Annotated in this window: 18 protein-coding genes; 10 read left to right on the top strand and 8 right to left on the bottom strand. The window is 74.5% G+C overall.

Annotated elements, in window-relative coordinates; all coding sequences use genetic code 11:
• The first annotated feature begins 224 nt into the window (after positions 1-224).
• From ABZ497_RS31800 to ABZ497_RS31785, 4 genes are all read left to right on the top strand, one after another.
• Positions 225-644 (top strand): YciI family protein, encoded by a 420-nt coding sequence (locus ABZ497_RS31800; RefSeq protein WP_329491558.1) that lies wholly within the window; start codon positions 225-227, stop codon positions 642-644.
• Positions 617-1,948, top strand: coding sequence for a sigma-70 family RNA polymerase sigma factor (locus ABZ497_RS31795; protein WP_359810337.1), 1,332 nt, complete (start codon positions 617-619; stop codon positions 1,946-1,948). Before ABZ497_RS31800 ends, ABZ497_RS31795 begins: the two co-directional genes overlap by 28 nt.
• A 133-nt stretch (positions 1,949-2,081) precedes the next feature.
• Positions 2,082-2,459 (top strand): hypothetical protein, encoded by a 378-nt coding sequence (locus ABZ497_RS31790; protein ID WP_359810334.1) that lies wholly within the window; start codon positions 2,082-2,084, stop codon positions 2,457-2,459.
• A gap of 130 nt (positions 2,460-2,589) precedes the next feature.
• The gene (locus ABZ497_RS31785; RefSeq protein WP_359810332.1) at positions 2,590-3,183 is read left to right on the top strand and encodes a hypothetical protein; all 594 of its coding nucleotides are present in this window, start codon (positions 2,590-2,592) and stop codon (positions 3,181-3,183) included.
• Between the two features lie 90 nt (positions 3,184-3,273).
• On the opposite strand, the gene ABZ497_RS31780 is transcribed toward ABZ497_RS31785, so the two are convergent.
• Together ABZ497_RS31780 and ABZ497_RS31775 are read right to left on the bottom strand one after the other, a co-directional pair.
• Positions 3,274-4,059, bottom strand: coding sequence for a GNAT family N-acetyltransferase (locus tag ABZ497_RS31780; protein WP_359810329.1), 786 nt, complete (start codon positions 4,057-4,059; stop codon positions 3,274-3,276).
• 42 nt (positions 4,060-4,101) lie between these two features.
• Complete coding sequence (locus tag ABZ497_RS31775; RefSeq protein WP_359810326.1) at positions 4,102-4,776, bottom strand: hypothetical protein; 675 nt, start codon at positions 4,774-4,776, stop codon at positions 4,102-4,104.
• Between the two features lie 265 nt (positions 4,777-5,041).
• Between ABZ497_RS31775 and ABZ497_RS31770 the strand changes: the two genes are divergently transcribed.
• Both ABZ497_RS31770 and ABZ497_RS31765 read left to right on the top strand, forming a co-directional pair.
• The gene (locus tag ABZ497_RS31770) at positions 5,042-5,425 is read left to right on the top strand and encodes a PadR family transcriptional regulator (protein ID WP_359810323.1); all 384 of its coding nucleotides are present in this window, start codon (positions 5,042-5,044) and stop codon (positions 5,423-5,425) included.
• Positions 5,422-6,426 (top strand): hypothetical protein, encoded by a 1,005-nt coding sequence (locus ABZ497_RS31765; protein WP_359810320.1) that lies wholly within the window; start codon positions 5,422-5,424, stop codon positions 6,424-6,426. The genes ABZ497_RS31770 and ABZ497_RS31765 overlap by 4 nt, the downstream gene beginning before the upstream one ends.
• A gap of 54 nt (positions 6,427-6,480) precedes the next feature.
• Here ABZ497_RS31765 and ABZ497_RS31760 read toward each other — a convergent pair whose 3' ends face one another.
• From ABZ497_RS31760 to ABZ497_RS31750, 3 genes are all read right to left on the bottom strand, one after another.
• Entirely contained in the window at positions 6,481-7,101 is a 621-nt protein-coding gene (locus ABZ497_RS31760) for a TetR family transcriptional regulator (protein ID WP_359810317.1), read from the bottom strand.
• Positions 7,098-8,645, bottom strand: coding sequence for an MFS transporter (locus ABZ497_RS31755; RefSeq protein ID WP_359810314.1), 1,548 nt, complete (start codon positions 8,643-8,645; stop codon positions 7,098-7,100). The genes ABZ497_RS31760 and ABZ497_RS31755 overlap by 4 nt, the downstream gene beginning before the upstream one ends.
• Before the next feature lie 260 nt (positions 8,646-8,905).
• On the bottom strand, positions 8,906-9,316 hold the full coding sequence (locus ABZ497_RS31750; protein WP_329491548.1) for a Fur family transcriptional regulator: 411 nt from the start codon (positions 9,314-9,316) through the stop codon (positions 8,906-8,908).
• A gap of 275 nt (positions 9,317-9,591) precedes the next feature.
• Between ABZ497_RS31750 and katG the strand changes: the two genes are divergently transcribed.
• Positions 9,592-11,820, top strand: a complete 2,229-nt coding sequence (gene katG / locus ABZ497_RS31745; RefSeq protein ID WP_359810312.1) for a catalase/peroxidase HPI — start codon at positions 9,592-9,594, stop codon at positions 11,818-11,820.
• A 73-nt stretch (positions 11,821-11,893) separates the two neighbouring features.
• On the opposite strand, the gene ABZ497_RS31740 is transcribed toward katG, so the two are convergent.
• Positions 11,894-13,087 carry a family 16 glycosylhydrolase gene (locus ABZ497_RS31740; RefSeq protein WP_359810343.1) on the bottom strand — a complete coding sequence of 398 codons (1,194 nt, stop codon included), beginning with the start codon at positions 13,085-13,087 and terminating at the stop codon, positions 11,894-11,896.
• Positions 13,088-13,369: 282 nt separating this feature from the next.
• Between ABZ497_RS31740 and ABZ497_RS31735 the strand changes: the two genes are divergently transcribed.
• The 3 genes from ABZ497_RS31735 (at position 13,370) to ABZ497_RS31725 (ending at position 16,383) form a co-directional block, all read left to right on the top strand.
• Positions 13,370-13,939: a WHG domain-containing protein gene (locus tag ABZ497_RS31735; protein WP_359810310.1), complete on the top strand. Its 570-nt coding sequence runs from the start codon at positions 13,370-13,372 to the stop codon at positions 13,937-13,939.
• 97 nt (positions 13,940-14,036) lie between these two features.
• Positions 14,037-15,221: a GDSL-type esterase/lipase family protein gene (locus ABZ497_RS31730; protein ID WP_359810308.1), complete on the top strand. Its 1,185-nt coding sequence runs from the start codon at positions 14,037-14,039 to the stop codon at positions 15,219-15,221.
• A gap of 181 nt (positions 15,222-15,402) precedes the next feature.
• On the top strand, positions 15,403-16,383 hold the full coding sequence (locus ABZ497_RS31725) for an alpha/beta hydrolase (protein WP_359810305.1): 981 nt from the start codon (positions 15,403-15,405) through the stop codon (positions 16,381-16,383).
• Positions 16,384-16,523: 140 nt separating this feature from the next.
• On the opposite strand, the gene ABZ497_RS31720 is transcribed toward ABZ497_RS31725, so the two are convergent.
• Both ABZ497_RS31720 and ABZ497_RS31715 read right to left on the bottom strand, forming a co-directional pair.
• Positions 16,524-16,775 carry a DUF5302 domain-containing protein gene (locus ABZ497_RS31720; RefSeq protein ID WP_359810302.1) on the bottom strand — a complete coding sequence of 84 codons (252 nt, stop codon included), beginning with the start codon at positions 16,773-16,775 and terminating at the stop codon, positions 16,524-16,526.
• Between the two features lie 201 nt (positions 16,776-16,976).
• Entirely contained in the window at positions 16,977-18,122 is a 1,146-nt protein-coding gene (locus ABZ497_RS31715) for an NAD(P)/FAD-dependent oxidoreductase (RefSeq protein ID WP_359810299.1), read from the bottom strand.
• Positions 18,123-18,220 lie beyond the last annotated feature (98 nt).

The raw sequence follows: 18,220 nt of genomic DNA, 5'->3' as shown, positions 1-18,220 counted from the left end.
GTCGCCCGGTCCCAGGCGCCCTGCGCGTCCAGCGGCATGGACTCGATGAACCGCATCCGGTAGCCGTGCTCGGCGGCGCCGGCGGCGGGAACGGTCGGCCGCCGGTCGGGCCGGGAGGGACCCGGCCCGGACATTCCTTCGCCGCCGTGTCGATCCGCGGCCGTCCCGTTCGACCTGGGATAGAGAGGACCGAAGAACGGTCCCCGGGACGAAGGAGAGCAGTCGTGGCGAAGTACATGTTGATCATGCGGGGCAGCGACGAGTCGATCGCGAAGATGATGGAGACGCCGTTCGACGAGATGCTCGCGACCATGGGCCGCTACAACGACGAGCTGATCCGGGCCGGCGTGCTCGTCGCGGCCGAGGGCCTGGACGACGCGGCGCAGGGCGTGGTGGTCGACGTCAGCGGGGAGACCCCGGTTGTCACCGACGGCCCGTACGGTGAGACCAAGGAACTGTTCGGCGGCTTCTACATCCTCGACGTGGCCTCGAAGCAGGAGGCGGTCGAGTGGGCCAAGCGGCTGCCGTCCTTCCCCGGCACCAAGATCGAGATCCGGCGCGTGCCGGGGATCGACGAGTTCCCGCAGGACAACGAGTGGATCATCAAGGAACGGGCATGGCGCGAGCGGACCGGCCAGCTCTGACACCTCCGGCACCGGACGATCCGCCGGGCGGCGCGGCCGCCCGGCGGGCGGTCGAGGCCCTCTGGCGGATCGAGTCCGCGCGGATCGTCGGCGTACTCACCCGGTACACCGGGGACTTCGACCTGGCCGAGGACGTCGCGCAGGAGGCCCTGGCCCAGGCGCTCGTCGCCTGGGCGCGCGACGGCGAGCCGGCCAGCCCGGTGGGCTGGCTGCTGAACACCGCCCGGCGGCGCGCCATCGACCACTTCCGCCGCCGCGCCGCCCTCGACGACCGCTACGCCGCGCTGGCCGGCGGGCTCGGCGAGGGCGGGGCGAGCTCGGGCGCCGAGCCGCCCGCGGACCGGTCCGACGACCCGCCCTGGGACCCGGACCGGATCGAGGACGACGTCCTCGCGCTGATCTTCGTGGCCTGCCACCCCGTGCTGTCACCCGAGGCCCGCACGGCGCTGACCCTGCGCGTGGTGGCCGGCCTCTCCAGCGAGGAGATCGCCCGGGCCTTCCTGGTACCCGTGCCGACCGTCCAGGCGCGGATCACCCGGGCGAAGAAGACGATCGGCGCGGCCGGGGTGCCCTTCGAGCTGCCCCCGGCGACGGAACGGCGCGAGCGGCTCGGCGGGGTCCTCAGCGTGCTCTACGTGATCTTCACCGAGGGCTCGACGGCGACGTCCGGCGACCGGCTGCTGCGCCCCGGTCTCGCCTACGAGGCGATCCGGCTGGCCCGCACGCTCACCGCGCTGCTGCCCGCGGAACCGGAGGTGTTCGGGCAGCTCGCCCTCTTCGAGCTCACCGCCGCGCGCTTCCCCGCGCGCACCGGTCCGGACGGCGAGGCCGTGCTGCTGGAGGACCAGGACCGCCGGTTGTGGGACCGCTCCGCCGTCCGCCGAGGCCTGGCCGCGCTCACCCGGGCGACGGCCGCCGGGCGCGGCCTCGGGCCGTACGGCCTGCAGGCGGCGATCGCCGCCTGCCACGCCACGGCCCCCTCCGTCCCGGAGACCGACTGGGACCGGATCGTGCTGCTCTACGAGGCGCTCGGCCGGGTCGCGCCCTCCCCCGTGGTCGAACTCAACCGGGCGGTCGCCGTCGCCATGGCGTCGGGGCCGCAGGAGGCGCTGCCCCTGGTCGACACGCTGGCCGCCGCCGGCCGACTGTCCGGCTCCCACCTGCTGCCGAGCGTGCGCGGCGAGCTGCTCTCCCGGCTCGGCCGCACCGCGGAGGCGCGGGCGGAGCTGGAACTCGCCGCCCGGCTCTGCCGCAACGCCCGCGAGCGGTCGGTCCTGCTGCGCAAGGCGGCGACGCTCGACTGACGCCGCGTCACCTCGCCTACCGGAACCGGGTGTCGCCCCCCGGCGTCCTCCTCCACGACGAGGACGGCCGGGGTGCGGGGGCGGCCGTCCCTCGGGTCGGGCGGCCCCGCTCCGGTACACCAGGGGGACGCCGATGATCGAGTACTTCCGTGGCCGCGGCCGGGCCGTCAGGATCGGCTGGGCGGCGGCCCTCCTGGCGCTCCTCCCGGTGGTAGCCGACTTCCACTTCGAGAACACCGTCCGGGAGAACGGCGAGATCACCGGCTACAGCTACCTCAGCGTCTCGGCGATCGTCGCCGCGCTCTGCGGAGCCGTCTACGCGTTCAGGCGCTTCTCGGCGGCCCGGTACGACGGGGCGCTGACCGGGGCCGTCAAGGCCGCGCTGGTCGCCGTCGTGCTGGTCAGCCTGGTCCAGGGCGTGCGCGGCTCGGGGGTGGTGCCCGCGCAGACCGAGTGCCGCGCCTCCTACAGCCTCCACCTCTGCCGCCCGGCCGACACCGCCCACGGCTGACCGGCCACCGGCCCGCGCCGCTGGGCCGAGCGGGTGGGGTCGGGCGGGGACCGGTGTGGGAGCAGGGGGTGACCACGGGTCGGGGCGGGAGGCTGGTGCTCCGGAGCCGGCGGCAGGCAGGAGAGAGCCCGTGAGTGAGCCCAGCCGTCGAGGTGTCCGCGGCCGCGCGGCGGTGGGCGGTGCGGACCTGTCCGCCGACCCCGGGGTACTCGGGACGGCGCTCGCCGTGGTGCTGGCGTTCTCCTTCGCCGAGGGCTCCTGGCAGTGGTTCTCCACCTACCTCGGTGTGACGCTGCTCGCGGTGGTCCTCTCCTTCGGCCGGGTGCCGGTCCGCACGCCGGGCCGACGCGTCGGCTATGCCTGCGGCCTGGCGGCGTACGCGCTGGTCGTGGGCCTCTGTGTGGCCCTGGCGCTGGCCCCGGCGCTGCAGCGCTGGGACTGGCTGTTCCCGATGCCGGGCACCCGGCAGTCCTGCCCGGAGGCGGGCCGGTACGAGAGCCTGCGGACCCAGGCCGCCCTGGGTGGCCTGGCTGGCGCGGACCCCGACGCACTGGAGTCCGCGCAGCGGGAGCAGAGCCGCGCGGTCGTCGACGACTGCCTGGCGGCGACGACGACCCACTGGCTGCCGGTCTACGCGCTGGGGGCGGCCCTGCTGGTGGGGGGTGCGGCCGCGTGGTCGTCGGGGCGGGCGAGGACGCGCGGGACGACCGCGGCCTCCGCCTGAACTCCGGCCGCCCCGCGCGACCCCCCGAGGACGGGTGACCGCCCCGGGCAGGCGACCGGCGGGCGGGCGCCCGGGACGGCGGCGTACCGGTCAGCGCGCGGTGAACGTCCCCTCGGTGAAGGAGATGACCTCGGTGAAGCCCAGCCGCCGGTACAGCTCCACGGCGGCCGCGTTGTCCGCGCGGACGTTCAGCCCGATGTGGTCGCTGCCGTCCGCGAGCTGCCGGCAGAGCGCGGCCACGCAGGCCCCGGCCGCGCCCTGGCGCCGGACCGCGGGGTGCGTCGTGACGTTGCCGAGCACGGCCACCCGCTGGACGGGCGACCAGGCGTGCACACCCGCGACGGCGACCAGCCGGCCGTCCCGGCGGGCGCCGACGTACTGGCCGGTGTCGAGCATCCGGTCGTCGAACCAGTTCCCCGGGTAGGCCTCGGCGAACAGCTTCACCAGCTCGGGCAGGTCCGCGCGGCCCAGCGGGACCGGCGCCCACGGGTCGGCGGGGTGCGCCGCCGCGCGCTCCGGGTCGGTCAGCACCATCCGCAGCAGGGTGCCGTGGCGGCGCACCTCGTACGCCTCGGCCAGCACCTCGGCCGCGTCGCCGGTCAGGTGGCCGAAGAAGCGGCGCGGCAGGACCGGCAGCAGTTCCCGGACCAGCTCCGCCACCTCCGGTGCCTCGGCGGCCCCGCCGAAGGCCAACAGGGTGGGGGTGTCGCCGACCGCGTACAGCAGCGCCACCGGGCCGTCCGGGGCGAGGCCGTACCAGGAGGTGTGCGGCCACAGCAGGTCGTCGAGGTCACCGAGTTCCATCAGGTGCAACGCCGGGTCCCGTCGGAAACGGGCTTCGAGGGCGGCTCGGTCGTGCAGGCTCCGCAAAGGCATCGGGCCAGCATACGGAGGCCGCCGGGCCGGCCGGCCGGAGGCTCAGGAGGTGAGCTGCCCGGGCCGCCCCGGCACCCAGAGCGGCACCGGACCGGCCTGGGCCATCGACCGGATGGCGTACTCCTCCAGCCGGGCGGCCGCCCTACCCGGGTCGTCGCCGCTCAGTTCCGCCAGGGCGGTGGCGGCGGAGCGGGCGCAGGCGAGGATGAGCGCGAGCGTGTCCTGGCGGCGGTGCCGGCGGCGGACGTAGGCCTCGGACCGTTCGGCGATGCGGCGGTCGTGGCACTCCCGCTCCGCCGCCGCGTCGGGGCCGTCGGCGGTCGCCGCCTGCACGCCGTGCCAGAGCAGGGCGAGCGCGACGGGCTCGACCGGATGGGCGGTGTCGGAGCACCGCGACCGCTCGTGCGCCTCGGCCGACTCCCGGCCCAGCAGCTCAAGCGCCGCCGGGCCGTCCCCCTCGCGGGTCAGCAGGACCAGCTCCGCCGCCCGGCGGACGAGCTGGTGCAGGGCCGCGCCCGCCGGCACCCGGAGCCCGGGCGCGGCCGGGTCGGCGAAGGCCAGCCAGGTGTCGGCGAACGAGGCCGCCCGCAGTTGCCACAGCCAGGGCCGGGCCCCGGCCCCGAGCCGTTCGCCGGTCGCCAGCCGGATCAGCCCCACGGCGGCGAGATCCGCCGCACCGGTGTCCGACCCGAGCCCGAACAGCCGTCCACTCCTCATCACGCACCCCCGTCAGCGCCATCACTCTGTGACGCGCACATCTCACCACATTGGGACGCGGACGAACTGGCCACGGCCCCCGATGAGACCCACGACACGTGGCCGGCCGGCTACCCCGGGCCGCTCACCGGAGGTGCCGGCGCCCGGCGGCGCCCCGCATCAGGAGGGCGTAGACCCACTGGCCGATCGCCCCCTACCCGCATCTTCTGACGGCCCGATAGCTCAATCATCGACATACTCTGATCATTTAGCTATGCTCGCCCCCATGGCTAACCGTCAACTACAGGAGCCGACCAGGCTCGTGCTCACCGCGCTGGCCGACGCCCCCCGGCACGGCTACGCGATCGTCCAGGAGGTGCTGGCCATCTCCGGCGGCCGGACCAAGCTCCTCACCGGCACCCTCTACACGGCACTGGACCGCCTCCTCCAGCAGGGGCTGATCCGGATCGACCACGAGGAGACCGTCGCGGGCCGGATGCGCCGCACCTTCGCCCTCACCGAGGAGGGCCGGCAGGTGCTCGGCGAGGAGACGGAGCGCCTGCGCGCCGGCGTCGCCGAGGCCGACCGCAGGCTCGCCCTCGGCCGCGGGCCGAACCCCGGCCGCGGGACCGGCCTCAGCATGCCCCGACTGAACGGAGCCACCGCATGAGCACGCACGCCCAGGCCACCCCGCCGCCCGCCAGGCTCGCCCTGCTGGGGCTCTACCCCGCCGCCTACCGGTCCTCGCACGGCGAGGAGATCGCCGCCGTCTTCGCGGAGTCCGTACAGGACGGCGACCGCCGCACCGTCCTGCGCGAGTGGACGGCCCTCGCCGCGCACGCCGTCCGGCTGCGGACCCGGCTCAGCTCACGCGACCCCGCCGGCCGCGTCCTCGCCGGCGCGGCGCCGTTCACCCTCGCCGGCGGCGCGGCCCTGGCCACCGTGCACCTGGTGATGAGCCTCTTCCTCACGGTGCCCCGGGTGGACCTGTTCAGCCCGAACGCCACGGCCACCGCCGTGGTGGGCGCGGTGCAGACCGCGCCCTGGATCCTCGCGCTGGTCCTCGCCGCACTCGGGCGCTGGGGCCACGCCCGACTGCTGGTCCTGGCCGGCGTCCTCGCCGGGGCCGGCGCTCCGGCCGCCTTCCTCGTGTACCCGTCGGGGGCGTTCCTCCAGTACGTCTTCCTGCTCCCGCTCTGGCTGCTGCTCGCCGGGCCGGTCCTGATCGCCCCGCCGGACGCCGTCGACCGGTCCGCGCGCGGCCGCACCGGGGCGGCGCTCGCCGCCGTCGCCGTGGCACTGCCGATGACCGCGCTCGTCCTGCGCTGGCCGTGGGCCGGCCCCGGGGACTTCTCCGAGCCCGTCTTCTCCGACAGCCTGCAGACCCTCCTCGACGTCTCCACGGCCTGGCCCGCCCTGGTGATGACGATCGCCTACCTCGTCCAGCTCGCCGCCGCCCGCCCAGACCGGCTGCGGGCCGCCGGCGCCGCCCTGGCCGTCCTCCCCTGGACCGCCATGCTGGCCCCGCCCTACTACTGGGCGCCGCCGATCGGGTTCGCCGAACTCGCCCGCGACGCCGGGGTCGTGGCCGCCTTCCTGGCCGTCGCCACCGCCCTCGCCGCACTGCGCCGCACCCGCGCCACCACCCCGGAGCCGGTCGAACCGGCCTGACGGCGGGGCCCCGACCGGCGTGACCGGTCGGGGCCCGCACGGGGGCCAGCCGTCTCAGGCGCCGTCGACGAGCCGTTGCAGCGCCGGGGCGTACAGCTCGGCCAGCCGCTCGGGGGTGGCGTGGTCGCCCGCGCCCGGGCGGTGCAGGCTGAGCGTCGCGCCGAGCCCGAGCAGCTGGCCGGCGATCAGTTCGGCGCGCAGTTCGGCGTCCGGCCCCGGCAGGGAGGCGGCGAGGCGGTCCGTCACCTGGCGGCGGAACCGCTCGCGCAGCAGGGTCCGCTCGTCGTCGTTGCCGAGCGAGAAGACCACGCGCAGCAGGGGGTCGCCGCGCTGCTCCCGGCGCATCCGGACCACGGTGAGCACCAGGTGGCGGCCCAGCGCGCCGGGCTCGGCGGCGAACAGCTCGTCCGCCGCCGGCCCGAAGTCGGCGACGGTGTTGAACAGGTGCTCCTTGCTGCCGAACCGCTTCACGATCAGCGACGGGCTGACGCCCGCGTCGGCCGCTATCCCCCGCATGGTGACGTCGGCGTAGGGGCGCAGGGCGAAGGCCCGGCGGGCGGCGCGCAGGATCGCGTCCCGCCCGGTGCCCTGCTCGGCCTCGCCGGGCTGTTCGGGCCGCCCGGTCACCGGCCCGGTGGCCGGTTCGGTCGCGCCGGTCTCGTCGGCGATGGTCATGCGCTCTCCTGGGCCGGGGCCGCCGGGGTCGTCACCCCGACCGTACCGGCTGCGGCGGGGCCCGGGCGCGCCGTGCGGCCGGCGGGCAGGAAGAGGGTCGCGACCAGCGCGGCGGCGGCCATCCCGGCCGCGATCAGGAAGATCAGCAGATAGGCGTGCAGGGTGGGGGCGGTGCGCCCGGCGACGGTGAACGTGACGTGGGCGAGCACGGCGGTCACCACCGCGCTGCAGCAGGCCTGCCCGACCGAGCGCATCAGCGTGTTCAGCCCGTTCGCCGCGCCCGTCTCGCTGACCGGCACCGCCCGCATCACCAGCGCGGGCAGCGCCGAGTACGCGAGGGCGGTGCCGGAGGCGACGACGGTGGCCCCGGCCACGATCAGCCAGAGGCTGTGACTGGTGAAGAACCGCACCAGGTAGCCGACCACCATCACGGACGCCGCGACGGCGAGCGTCGTCCGGGGGCCGTACTTGGCGGAGATCCGGGCGGACAGCGGGGACAGCGCGACCATCGCCAGGCCACCCGGCAGCAGGCAGAGCCCGCCCACCACGATCGAGGCGCCGAGACCGTAGCCGGTCTCCTTGGGCTCCTGCACCATCTGCGCGGTGACCAGGGAGTTCGCGTAGAAGGCGAAGCCGATGAGCATCGCGGCCAGGTTGGTCAGCAGCACCGCGGGCCGGGCCGAGACCCGCAGGTCGACCATCGGCGAGGCGGTGCGCAGCTCGTACCGGCCCCAGAGCAGCCCGAGCAGCAGCGAGCCGCCGAGCAGGCCGAGCGTGCGCGGCGAGGTCCAGCCCCAGCCGGCGCCCTGGGTGATCGCGAGCAGCAGGCCGACCAGGACGGCGCCGAGGCCGAGGGTCCCGGGGAGGTCGAAGCGCCCCCGGGAGCGCAGCGGCGACTCCGGCACGGTCCGGAGCACCAGGGCGATGTCCAGCACGCCGAGCGCGGCGGAGGCCCAGAACATGGTGTGCCAGTCGAAGTTCTCCACGACCAGCGCCGCCACCGGCAGGCCTATCGCGGCGCCGATGCCGAGGGTGGAGCTCATCAGGGCGATGGAGGGCAGCACGCGCTCGGGCGGCAGTTCGTCGCGGATGATGCTGATGCCGAGCGGGATGACGGCGAGGGCCGCGCCCTGCAGCGCGCGGCCGGCGATCAGCACGCCGATCTGCGAGCTCACGGCGCACAGCACGGACCCGGCGGTGAGCACGCCCAGCGAGGCGAGCAGCACCCGGCGCTTGCCGTACATGTCGCCGACCCGGCCGAGCACGGGCGTGAAGACCGCGCCGGTCAGCAGGGTGACGGTGACCAGCCAGCCGGCCGCGCCCGGCGAACTGCCGGTCAGCGCGGGCACGTGCGGGAGCAGCGGCACGACCAGGGTCTGCATGACCGCGACCACGACGCCGCAGAAGGCGAGGACGGGCACGATCAGATCGGCCCGCGGCGTCCTGGCGGACGGGACGGGGGAGGTCTGGCCGGGCTCGGCCGTCACCGGGGTCATGGTGCTCCAGACGCTGGTCCACAGAAGGGTGCACAGACGTTCACCCATCCCAGGGTAAACGCTTGTACACCCCCTGTCCCGCCCTTTACGCATCCAGCCCCGACGGCCGCGCCCTCGTCGCCGACGGCGCCGGCCGGGGCGGTGGTTCGTCGAGCTCCAGCGGGGAGATCATCGTCGTCGACGAGAGCAGCAGCGGTTCGAGCACCTTGAGCGGCCGTCCGTCGACCGCACCGCAGCCGAAGGGGCCGGCCGAGCCCTTGGGTTCGGCCGGCCCCTTCGGCGGGTCGGCGAGCCGCCGGCCCCGGGCGTCAGGCGCAGTCCGGGCAGATCCCGCGGTAGGTGACCTCGGCGGTGGCGACGGCGAAGCCGAACCGCTGCTCGGCCGGAAGGTCGGCCAGCGGGTCCCCGGCCGGGTGGACGTCGCGGATCGTGCCGCAGCCGGAGCACACCAGGTGCTGGTGCGGGCGGTGGGCGTTGGGGTCGTAGCGCCGGGCCCGGCCGTCGGTGGCGACCTCCATGACCTCGCCGAGGCCGACCAGTTCGCCGAGGGTGTTGTAGACGGTCGCGCGGGAGATCTCCGGCAGCCGCTGGACCGCGCGGGCGTGCACCTCGTCGGCCGTGAGATGGACGTGATCGCCGTCGAGGACCTCCGCGACGACGCGCCGCTGGGCGGTCAGTCGCCAGCCGCGCCCTCTCAGCCGTACCAGCAGGTCACTCATATCGGTTCACCTATTCAGGCTCATGGGGGAACCCCGGATTCTAGCAGTGGCCTTCCGAACCCCGACGGGATAGTGACTCGGTGTGGTTCTTGACTTGGAATCTGTCCATCGTAGGATCGGTTCCGGCGATAGCCTAGGGGGCAGTGAGGCTCCGGAACGGCGGTGAGCACCTCCGCGTCGGGTGAGCTAGTCCTCCTCATTGAACGACCCCCCCAGGTGCTCCGCCCTTCGATCGTTCCTGAACAACGTGATCCGCCCGGCCCGGAAGGATTCCCATGTCTGAGAACCACGACGCGATCGTCACCGATGCGAAGGCGGAGGGGGGAGGCTGCCCCGTCGCGCACGGGCGCGCCGCGCACCCGACCCAGGGCGGTGGAAACCGCCAGTGGTGGCCGGACCGGCTCAACCTGAAGATCCTTGCCAAGAACCCGGCCGTGGCCAACCCGCTCGGTGCGGACTTCGACTACGCCGAGGCGTTCAAGACGCTCGACCTCGCCGCCGTCAAGCGCGACCTCGCCGAGGTGCTGACCACGTCGCAGGACTGGTGGCCGGCCGACTTCGGCCACTACGGCCCCTTCATCATCCGGATGGCCTGGCACAGCGCGGGCACCTACCGGATCAGCGACGGCCGCGGCGGCGCCGGTGCCGGCCAGCAGCGTTTCGCGCCGCTGAACAGCTGGCCGGACAACGCCAACCTCGACAAGGCCCGCCGCCTGCTGTGGCCGGTGAAGAAGAAGTACGGCCAGAGCCTGTCCTGGGCCGACCTGCTGATCCTGGCCGGCAACGTCGCGCTGGAGACGATGGGCTTCCAGACCTTCGGCTTCGGCGGCGGTCGCGAGGACGTCTGGGAGCCGGAGGAGGACGTCTACTGGGGCCCCGAGACGACCTGGCTCGACGACGAGCGCTACACCGGCGACCGTGACCTGGAGAGCCCGCTGGGCGCCGTCCAGATGGGCCTGATCTACGTCAACCCGGAAGGCCCCAACGGCACCCCGGACCCGATGGCCGCGGCCCGCGACATCCGCGAGACCTTCCGCCGGATGGCGATGAACGACGAGGAGACCGTCGCCCTGATCGCGGGCGGCCACACCTTCGGCAAGACCCACGGCGCGGGCCCGGCCGACAACGTCGGCCCCGACCCCGAGGCCGCCCCGCTGGAGCTGCAGGGCCTGGGCTGGCAGAGCACCTACGGCAGCGGCAAGGGCGACGACACGATCACCAGCGGCCTTGAGGGCATCTGGACCACCACGCCCACCACCTGGGACAACACCTTCTTCGAGATCCTCTTCGGCTACGAGTGGGAGCTGTTCAAGAGCCCGGCCGGCGCCCACCAGTGGCGGCCCAAGGACGGCGGCGGCGCCGGTACCGTCCCGGACGCGCACGACGGCTCGAAGACCCACGCGCCGACCATGCTGACCACCGACCTCGCGCTGCGGGTCGACCCGGTCTACGAGCAGATCTCCCGGCGCTTCCTGGCCGAGCCCGCGGCCTTCGCGGACGCCTTCGCCCGGGCCTGGTTCAAGCTCACCCACCGCGACATGGGTCCGGTCGTGCGCTACCTCGGCCCCGAGGTCCCGTCGGAGACCCTGCTGTGGCAGGACCCGCTGCCCGCCGTCACGCACGAGCTGGTCGACGCCGCGGACATCGCCGCCCTCAAGCAGCAGGTGCTGGCCTCCGGCCTGACCGTCGCCCAGCTGGTCTCCACCGCCTGGGCCTCGGCCTCCACGTTCCGCGGCAGTGACCTGCGCGGCGGCGCCAACGGCGCCCGGATCCGGCTGGAACCGCAGAGCGGCTGGGAGGTCAACGGGCCCGACGAGCTGGCGACCGTGCTGCGCACCCTGGAGAGCGTGCGCGACTCGTTCAACGCCGGCCGGACGGACGGCAGGGCGATCTCGATCGCCGACCTGATCGTCCTCGCGGGCGCGGCCGGTGTGGAGAAGGCCGCCGCCGACGCCGGCTTCCCGGTCGTGGTGCCGTTCACCCCGGGCCGGGTGGACGCCGCCCAGGACGAGACCGACGTCGAGTCCTTCGCGGCGCTGGAGCCGACCGCCGACGGGTTCCGCAACTACCTGGGCAAGGGCAACCGGCTGCCGGCCGAGTACCTGCTGCTGGACCGGGCCAACCTGCTGACCCTGAGCGCCCCGGAGCTGACCGTCCTGGTCGGCGGCCTGCGCGTGCTGGGCGCCAACCACCAGCAGTCCTCGCTGGGCGTCCTGACCGACACCCCCGGCCGGCTGACCAACGACTTCTTCGTCAACCTGCTCGACCTGGGCACGACGTGGAAGGCCACCGCCGCGGACGCGAACACCTTCGAGGCCCGGGACGCCGTCACCGGCGAGGTCCGCTGGACCGGCACCCGCGCCGACCTGGTGTTCGGCTCCAACTCGGAGCTGCGGGCGCTCGCCGAGGTCTACGCGAGCGACGACGCGAAGGAGAAGTTCGTGACGGACTTCGTCGCGGCCTGGACCAAGGTGTCCGAGCTCGACCGCTTCGACCTGCGCTGACCGCGGGTCACCCGACCCTGACGAACCGCCGTGCCCCGGCCGCCCTCCGGCGACCGGGGCACGGCGCTGTTCGTCAGGGGTTCAGCGTCCACTTCTGGTTGCCGGCCCCGGTGCAGGTCCAGAGCTGGGTCGCGGTGGCATCGGCCGGGTTGTTGCCGGCCACGTCCAGGCACTTGTTCGCCGGCACATTGACCAGGTCGCGGGTGGCCGCGTTGTACGACCAGTGCTGGGCGCCGGTGCCGTTGCAGTCCCACAGCTGCACCTTGGTGCCGTCCGCGGTTCCCGCGGCATTGGCGTCCAGGCACTTGCCGAGCGCGCGCACCGTGCCGTCGGTGCCGACCGTCCAGCGCTGCGCGGCCGTCCCGTTGCAGGTGTAGAGCTGGACCTGGGTGCCGTTGGCGGTGCCCGCGGCGGCCACGTCCAGGCACTTGCCCGCCAGCCCGGTCAGGGTGCCGCCCGTGGGGGTGCCGCCGGAGGTGGTCACCCGCACGTAGTCCACGACCAGTTGCTGCGGGAAGGCGGTGCCGGCGTCCGGGTCACCGGGCCAGTAGCCGCCGACGGCGAGGTTGAGGATGAGGAAGAAGGGCTTGTTGAACGCCCAGCTCCGGCCGCCGAGATCGGCCGGGGTGCGGCGCTGGTAGACCGTGCCGTCCACGGACCAGGAGATCGAGTCGGGCGCCCAGTCGACGGCGAAGGTGTGGAAGGCGTCCGCGAAGGCCTGGCCGCCCGGGAGGCTGTACCCGGCGCCGATGCCGCCGCTGCCCGAGTAGCCGGGGCCGTGGATGGTCCCGTGCACCGTGCCTGGCTCGAAGCCGACGTTCTCCATGACGTCGATCTCACCGCTGTTCGGCCAGCCGACCTGGCCGATGTCGTTGCCCAGCATCCAGAAGGCCGGCCACATGCCCTGGCCGCGCGGGACCTTCATCCGGGTCTCGACGTGCCCGTAGGCCTGGGCGAACCGGCCGGAGGTGTTCAGCCGGGCCGAGGTGTACTGACAGGTTCCGTACCAGCACTGGTAGTTGGCCGGGTTCTCGCGGCGCGCCGTGATCACCAGGTGGCCCTGGCCGTCCAGCGCGGCGTTCGCGTTCCCGGCCGTGTAGTACTGGCGCTCGTGGTTGTTGACGTTGTCGCCGGTCTCGGTCTGCCACCTGCCCGCGTCGACCGCCGACCCGGCGGGGCCGTCGAAGTCGTCCTCGAAGTTCACTGCTTGAACGGAGGTCGGGGCCGCCGTGGCCTGGGCCGGTCCCCAGGCGAAGGTCGCGACCATGGCCAGCAGCAGCCCGAACGTGGCTGCCAGGGACTGCCGGTGGATCGACGAGGGCATACGCAACCGCCTTGGTCTGGAGGGGTCGTGGGAGAGCCCGGCCGGGAGCTTTCTTCACGAAGTGAACTCCCATGACGGAACGCTGTCAATCACTTGAACGGGGGCCCGCTCCCGCTACCCGCCCGCACCCTGGCCGCCGCACCGCCCTTCCCTACATCTCCCGTCGATTTGCCTAAAGGTATTAGGCAAATGCATCATCGGTTCTGTCGAACGAGAGGACGGGACATGGGACGCGTAGGGCTGACCACCGAGCGCCTGACACGGGCAGGCGCCGAGCTGGCCGACGAGGTCGGCTTCGAGCAGGTGACCGTCTCGGCACTCGCCAGGCGGTTCGACGTCAAGGTCGCGAGCCTGTACTCGCACGTCAAGAGCTCCCAGGACCTCAAGACCAGGATCGCCCTGCTCGCCCTGGAGGAGCTCGCCGACCGCGGCGCCGACGCGCTGGCCGGGCGGGCGGGCAAGGACGCCCTGACGGCGCTGGCCGACGTCTACCGCGACTACGCGCGGCAGCACCCCGGCCGCTACGCGGCGACCCGTCAGCCGCTCACCCCGGAGGCGGCGGCGGCCAGCGCCGGCGGCCGCCACGCGGAGATGACGCGGGCGATCCTGCGCGGGTACGACCTCACCGAACCGGACCAGACCCACGCCGTCCGCCTGCTGGGGAGCGTCTTCCACGGCTACGTCAGCCTGGAGCTGGCCGAGGCCTTCCGCCACAGCGCCCCCGACTCCCAGGAGTCCTGGACACGGATCCTGGACGCCCTCGACGCCCTGCTGCGCAACTGGCCCGCGCCCTGACCCGGGCCCCTCGCCCGCCACGGGCGGCGCCCGACCGGCCGACCGGCCCGCGTCCGGGCCGCCGCCCCCGCACGTCCCGAAGCACAAGGTTGAGACGATGAACAGCACCCCGCACACCTGGATCACCACGCCCGTCACCGCGGAGCTGCTGCGCGGCGCCCTGGACCTGGAGCGGACCGAGCACGGTCTGCTCCCGCACCGGCTGCCCGCCTGGGTCCGCGCCCGCAACACCGACGGCCAGCTGGCCATGGCCGAGTCCCAGCCCTCCGGCGTACGCCTGGCCTTCCGCACCCGGGCCACCGCGATCGAACTGGACACCCTGCCCACCAAGCGGGTCTACCCGGGCGCACCGCCCCGCCCGGACGGCGTGTACGACCTGCTCGTCGACGGCCGCCCGGCCGGGCAGTCCACCGTTCCCACCGGCAACACCCTGACCATCGACCTGGCCACCGGGTCCGCGCGGACCCGGCCCGGGCCGGTCGGCACCGCCCGGTTCCCCGCACTGCCCGAGGGCGTCAAGGACGTCGAGATCTGGCTGCCGCACAACGAGACCACCGAACTGGTGGCGCTGCGCACCGACGCCCCCGTCGAGCAGCACGCGGCCGACCGGGGCCGCAAGGTCTGGCTGCACCACGGGAGTTCGATCAGCCAGGGGTCCGACACCGCGAGCCCCAGCACGACCTGGCCGGCGCTCGCCGCCGCGCTCGGCGGTGCGGAGCTGGTCAACCTGGGCCTGGGCGGCAGCGCCCTGCTCGACCCGTTCACCGCCCGGACCATGCGCGACACCCCCGCCGACCTGATCAGCGTCAAGATCGGCATCAACCTCGTCAACACCGACCTGATGCGGCTGCGCGCCTTCACCCCGGCCGTCCACGGCTTCCTCGACACCATCCGCGAGGGGCACCCGGACGCGCCGCTGCTGGTGGTCTCGTCCATCCTCTGCCCCATCCACGAGGACACCCCCGGCCCCAGCGCCCCGGACCCCACCGCCCTCGCCACCGGGCGCCTGCGGTTCCTGGCCACCGGCGACCCGGCGGAGCGGGCGGGCGGGAAGCTCACCCTGCGCGTCATCCGGGAGGAGCTGGCCCGCATCGTCCGGCAGCGCTCCGCCCAGGACCCGAACCTGCACCACCTCGACGGCCGCGAGCTGTACGGCGAGGCGGACTTCGCCGAGCTGCCGCTGCCCGACGCGCTCCACCCGGACACCGCCGCGCACCGCCGCATCGGCGAGCGCTTCGCCGCCCTGGCCTTCGGCCCCGGCCGGCCGTTCGCGGCGCGGTAGCGGGGAGCGCGGGCAACCGGTAGCGGTAGCGGGGAGCGCGGGAGCCGAAGCCGGCCGGGCGGTTTGCCGAACCGGCAACAGTCCTCGCCCGGAGCCCACCGGGCGCACCATGATCGGCGGCGAGACAGCGTGCGCCGGATCGCCACCCCGCGCCCGGCCGACCGAATCGTCAGGAGGACGCATGTCACCCCACCTCGCGGGCGCCACCCACCGGCTGGTCCCCACCCCCGGCGGCCGGATCCACCTGGTGGAACAGGGCAGCGGGCCGCTGGTCCTGCTGGTGCACGGGTTCCCGGAGTCCTGGTACTCCTGGCGCCGCCAGTTGCCCGCGCTGGCCGCGGCCGGGTACCGCGCGGTCGCCGTCGACGTCCGGGGGTACGGGCGCTCCACCGCCCCCGAGGACCCGGCCGCGTACCGGATGCTCGACCTCGTCGAGGACAACGTCGCGGTGGTGCACGCCCTGGGCGAACGGTCCGCGGTGATCGTCGGGCACGACTGGGGGGCGACCATCGCCGCCGACTCCGCCCTGGTCAGGCCGGACGTGTTCCGTGCGGTGGGACTGCTGAGCGTCCCGTACCTGCCGCGCGGCGGTCCGCGCCCCAGCGAGGTCTTCACGGGGATGGGCGGCGACGAGGAGTTCTACGTCGCCTACTTCCAGGAGCCGGGCCGCGCCGAGGCCGAGATCGAACCCGATGTGCGCGGCTGGCTCGCGGGCTTCTACGCGGCGCTGTCCGCCGACACCATGCCGGCCCCGGGCGCACCCGATCCGCACTTCGTCGGCCCGGGCGGGACGCTGCGCGACCGGTTCCCCGCCGGCCGGCTGCCCGGCTGGCTCAGTGCGGAGGACCTCGACTTCTACGCCGGTGAGTTCGAGCGGACCGGCCTGCGCGGGGCGCTGGCCCGGTACCGCAGCATGGACCGGGACTGGGAGGACCTCGCCCGCTTCGACGGCGCCCCGATCACCCAGCCCTCGCTGTTCGCCGGCGGCGGCCTGGACGCCTCCACCACCTGGCTGGCCGAGGCGATCGCGGCCTACCCCGTCACGCTTCCCGGTCTGCTCTCCTGCCACGTCCTCGACGGCTGCGGGCACTGGATCCAGCAGGAACGACCGGACGAGGTCAACCGGCTCCTGACCGACTGGCTGGCCTCCCTGCCCGCCTGACCGGTCGGGCCGGCCCGACCGGGCCGCGGACCGTGGCCCGGGTGAACGGCTCCGCCGCCCGCCCCGCGAGGGACCGGGCGGCGGAGACGCCAGGTGGACCGGGCGGCGCCGGATCCGGCGCCGCCCGAGCGGTCGAGTGCTCAGCCACCGCTCTTGCGGCGGAAGTTGCGCTTGCCGCCGGCCGCGGCGTGGGCGCCGTGGATCTTCGAGTCGCCGTTCGGGCCGCCGGACGCGGCGCCGCCCTTGGTGCCGTGCTTGCGCTCCAGCGCGGCCAGGAACCGGGCCTTGACGTCGTCCTGCGTGGCGGGCGCCGCGGCGGCCTGGTCGGCCTCCGCGCCGGTGGCCTTCTCGGTGTTCTCGGCGTGGTCGGACGACGTTGATTCGCTGCTCATACGGGACCTCCTGGAAGGGTGCTGCCGGTTGACGGCTTCACGCACACGATGTCACGTTCGGCGGCCTCCCCCGAACCGGTGGCGGCGGACACCGCTCGGGGTATCCGGCTGATCCCGTTCACCGGGCCGTCGGGGCCGCCCCCCGAACGGCGGCCGCGCCGGATCCGGGGGCGGGCGGGCCTTCCCGCGACGTACCGGCCGTCATTGGTGGTCCCCCCAGTGGGCCAGGAGCTGCTCGGCACTGTCGGGGGCGAAGGCACCCTCGATGCCCTCCGCCGCGTCGGCGGCGGCCGCGGCGGAACGGGGCAGCAGGACGCGCTCGTACGCGGTGACGGCGCCGTCGACGGTCAGGTGGTCCAGGACGGCGCGGGCGAGGTCGGCGCCGTCCAGCATGGCGAGGTTGGCGCCCATGCCGGAGAAGGGGGACATCAGGTGGGCGGCGTCGCCCAGCAGGGTGACGCCGGGGGTGTGCGGCCAGCGGTGCGGCACCGGCAGCGCGTACAGGGGCCGGTTGACGTAGCCGGTGTCGCCGTCGGTCACCAGGCCGAGCAGGTCACCGCTCCAGCCGTCGAACTCCCCGACGAGCGCGGCCCGGACGGCGGCGGTGTCGGTCAGGTCGAGGCCGGCCCGCCGGTGCCAGGCCTCGTCGGTGCGCAGCCCGGCGTAGACCCGGATGTGGCCGCCGCTGTTGCGCTGGGCGATGATCCCCCGGTTGTCGTCGAGGGCCATCATGGTGCCGTCGCCGGTGAGGGCGGCGAGCCGGGGGTGGCGGGCGTCGGCGTCGTCCAGGCCGGTCTCGACGAAGGTGACGCCGGTGTAGCCGGGCCGGGCGGGCGACACGAGCGCGCGGACCGTGGACCACGCGCCGTCGGCCCCGACCAGGAGATCCGTCTCGGTGGTGGCGCCGTTGGCGAAGCGCAGCCGGTGGGTGCCGTCGCCGAGCGGTTCGGCGCTCTCCAGCCGGTGCCCCCACCGCACGGTGCCCGGTGCGAGGGAGTCGAGGAGCAGCACGCGCAGTTGACCTCGGTCGATCTCGGGGTTGCCCTCCTCGTCGTCCTCCGGACCGAGGGTGTCGAAGAGGACGGCCCCGGCGCGGCCGACCACCCGCATCCGCCGGCCCTCGGGGCGGGCCAGTGCGAGGAAGGCGTCCAGCACTCCGGCCTCGGCCAGGGCGCGCCGGCCGGAGTCGGGGTGCATGTCGAGGCTGCCGCCCTGGTCACGGGCGGTGCGGGAGGGGTCCAGGTCGTAGACGGTGACGGGGACGCCGTGGCGCTGGAGGACGCGGGCGCAGATCAGACCGCCGGGACCGGCGCCGACGATCGCGATGCGGGGCGTGCTGGTGGACATGGGAGTGGCCTTCCTGCTGAGCGGCACGGTGCGGGGCGGTGGACCGGACGGTGCTCCCGACGGGCCACGCGGAGGCGGGTAGGCGGGACGGAGGGAGG

The sequence above is a fragment of the Kitasatospora sp. NPDC005751 genome, assembly GCF_040630835.1.
Taxonomy (GTDB): Bacteria; Actinomycetota; Actinomycetes; order Streptomycetales; family Streptomycetaceae; genus Kitasatospora.
Note: the sequence above shows the minus strand (reverse complement) of the source record. Positions and strands in the feature narration are given on the sequence as shown.

Bases quoted from the DNA above. Each gene is read 5' to 3' on its own strand.
- ABZ497_RS31735 (WP_359810310.1), top strand. From the start codon at position 13,370: ATGGGACGCGTAGGGCTGACCACCGAGCGCCTGACACGGGCAGGCGCC.
- ABZ497_RS31765 (WP_359810320.1), top strand. From the start codon at position 5,422: ATGAGCACGCACGCCCAGGCCACCCCGCCGCCCGCCAGGCTCGCCCTG.
- ABZ497_RS31750 (WP_329491548.1), bottom strand. From the start codon at position 9,316: ATGAGTGACCTGCTGGTACGGCTGAGAGGGCGCGGCTGGCGACTGACC.
- katG (WP_359810312.1), top strand. From the start codon at position 9,592: ATGTCTGAGAACCACGACGCGATCGTCACCGATGCGAAGGCGGAGGGG.
- ABZ497_RS31770 (WP_359810323.1), top strand. From the start codon at position 5,042: ATGGCTAACCGTCAACTACAGGAGCCGACCAGGCTCGTGCTCACCGCG.
- ABZ497_RS31795 (WP_359810337.1), top strand. From the start codon at position 617: ATGGCGCGAGCGGACCGGCCAGCTCTGACACCTCCGGCACCGGACGAT.
- ABZ497_RS31790 (WP_359810334.1), top strand. From the start codon at position 2,082: ATGATCGAGTACTTCCGTGGCCGCGGCCGGGCCGTCAGGATCGGCTGG.
- ABZ497_RS31775 (WP_359810326.1), bottom strand. From the start codon at position 4,776: ATGAGGAGTGGACGGCTGTTCGGGCTCGGGTCGGACACCGGTGCGGCG.
- ABZ497_RS31730 (WP_359810308.1), top strand. From the start codon at position 14,037: ATGAACAGCACCCCGCACACCTGGATCACCACGCCCGTCACCGCGGAG.
- ABZ497_RS31760 (WP_359810317.1), bottom strand. From the start codon at position 7,101: ATGACCATCGCCGACGAGACCGGCGCGACCGAACCGGCCACCGGGCCG.
- ABZ497_RS31740 (WP_359810343.1), bottom strand. From the start codon at position 13,087: ATGGTCGCGACCTTCGCCTGGGGACCGGCCCAGGCCACGGCGGCCCCG.
- ABZ497_RS31715 (WP_359810299.1), bottom strand. From the start codon at position 18,122: ATGTCCACCAGCACGCCCCGCATCGCGATCGTCGGCGCCGGTCCCGGC.
- ABZ497_RS31755 (WP_359810314.1), bottom strand. From the start codon at position 8,645: ATGGGTGAACGTCTGTGCACCCTTCTGTGGACCAGCGTCTGGAGCACC.
- ABZ497_RS31720 (WP_359810302.1), bottom strand. From the start codon at position 16,775: ATGAGCAGCGAATCAACGTCGTCCGACCACGCCGAGAACACCGAGAAG.
- ABZ497_RS31780 (WP_359810329.1), bottom strand. From the start codon at position 4,059: ATGCCTTTGCGGAGCCTGCACGACCGAGCCGCCCTCGAAGCCCGTTTC.
- ABZ497_RS31725 (WP_359810305.1), top strand. From the start codon at position 15,403: ATGTCACCCCACCTCGCGGGCGCCACCCACCGGCTGGTCCCCACCCCC.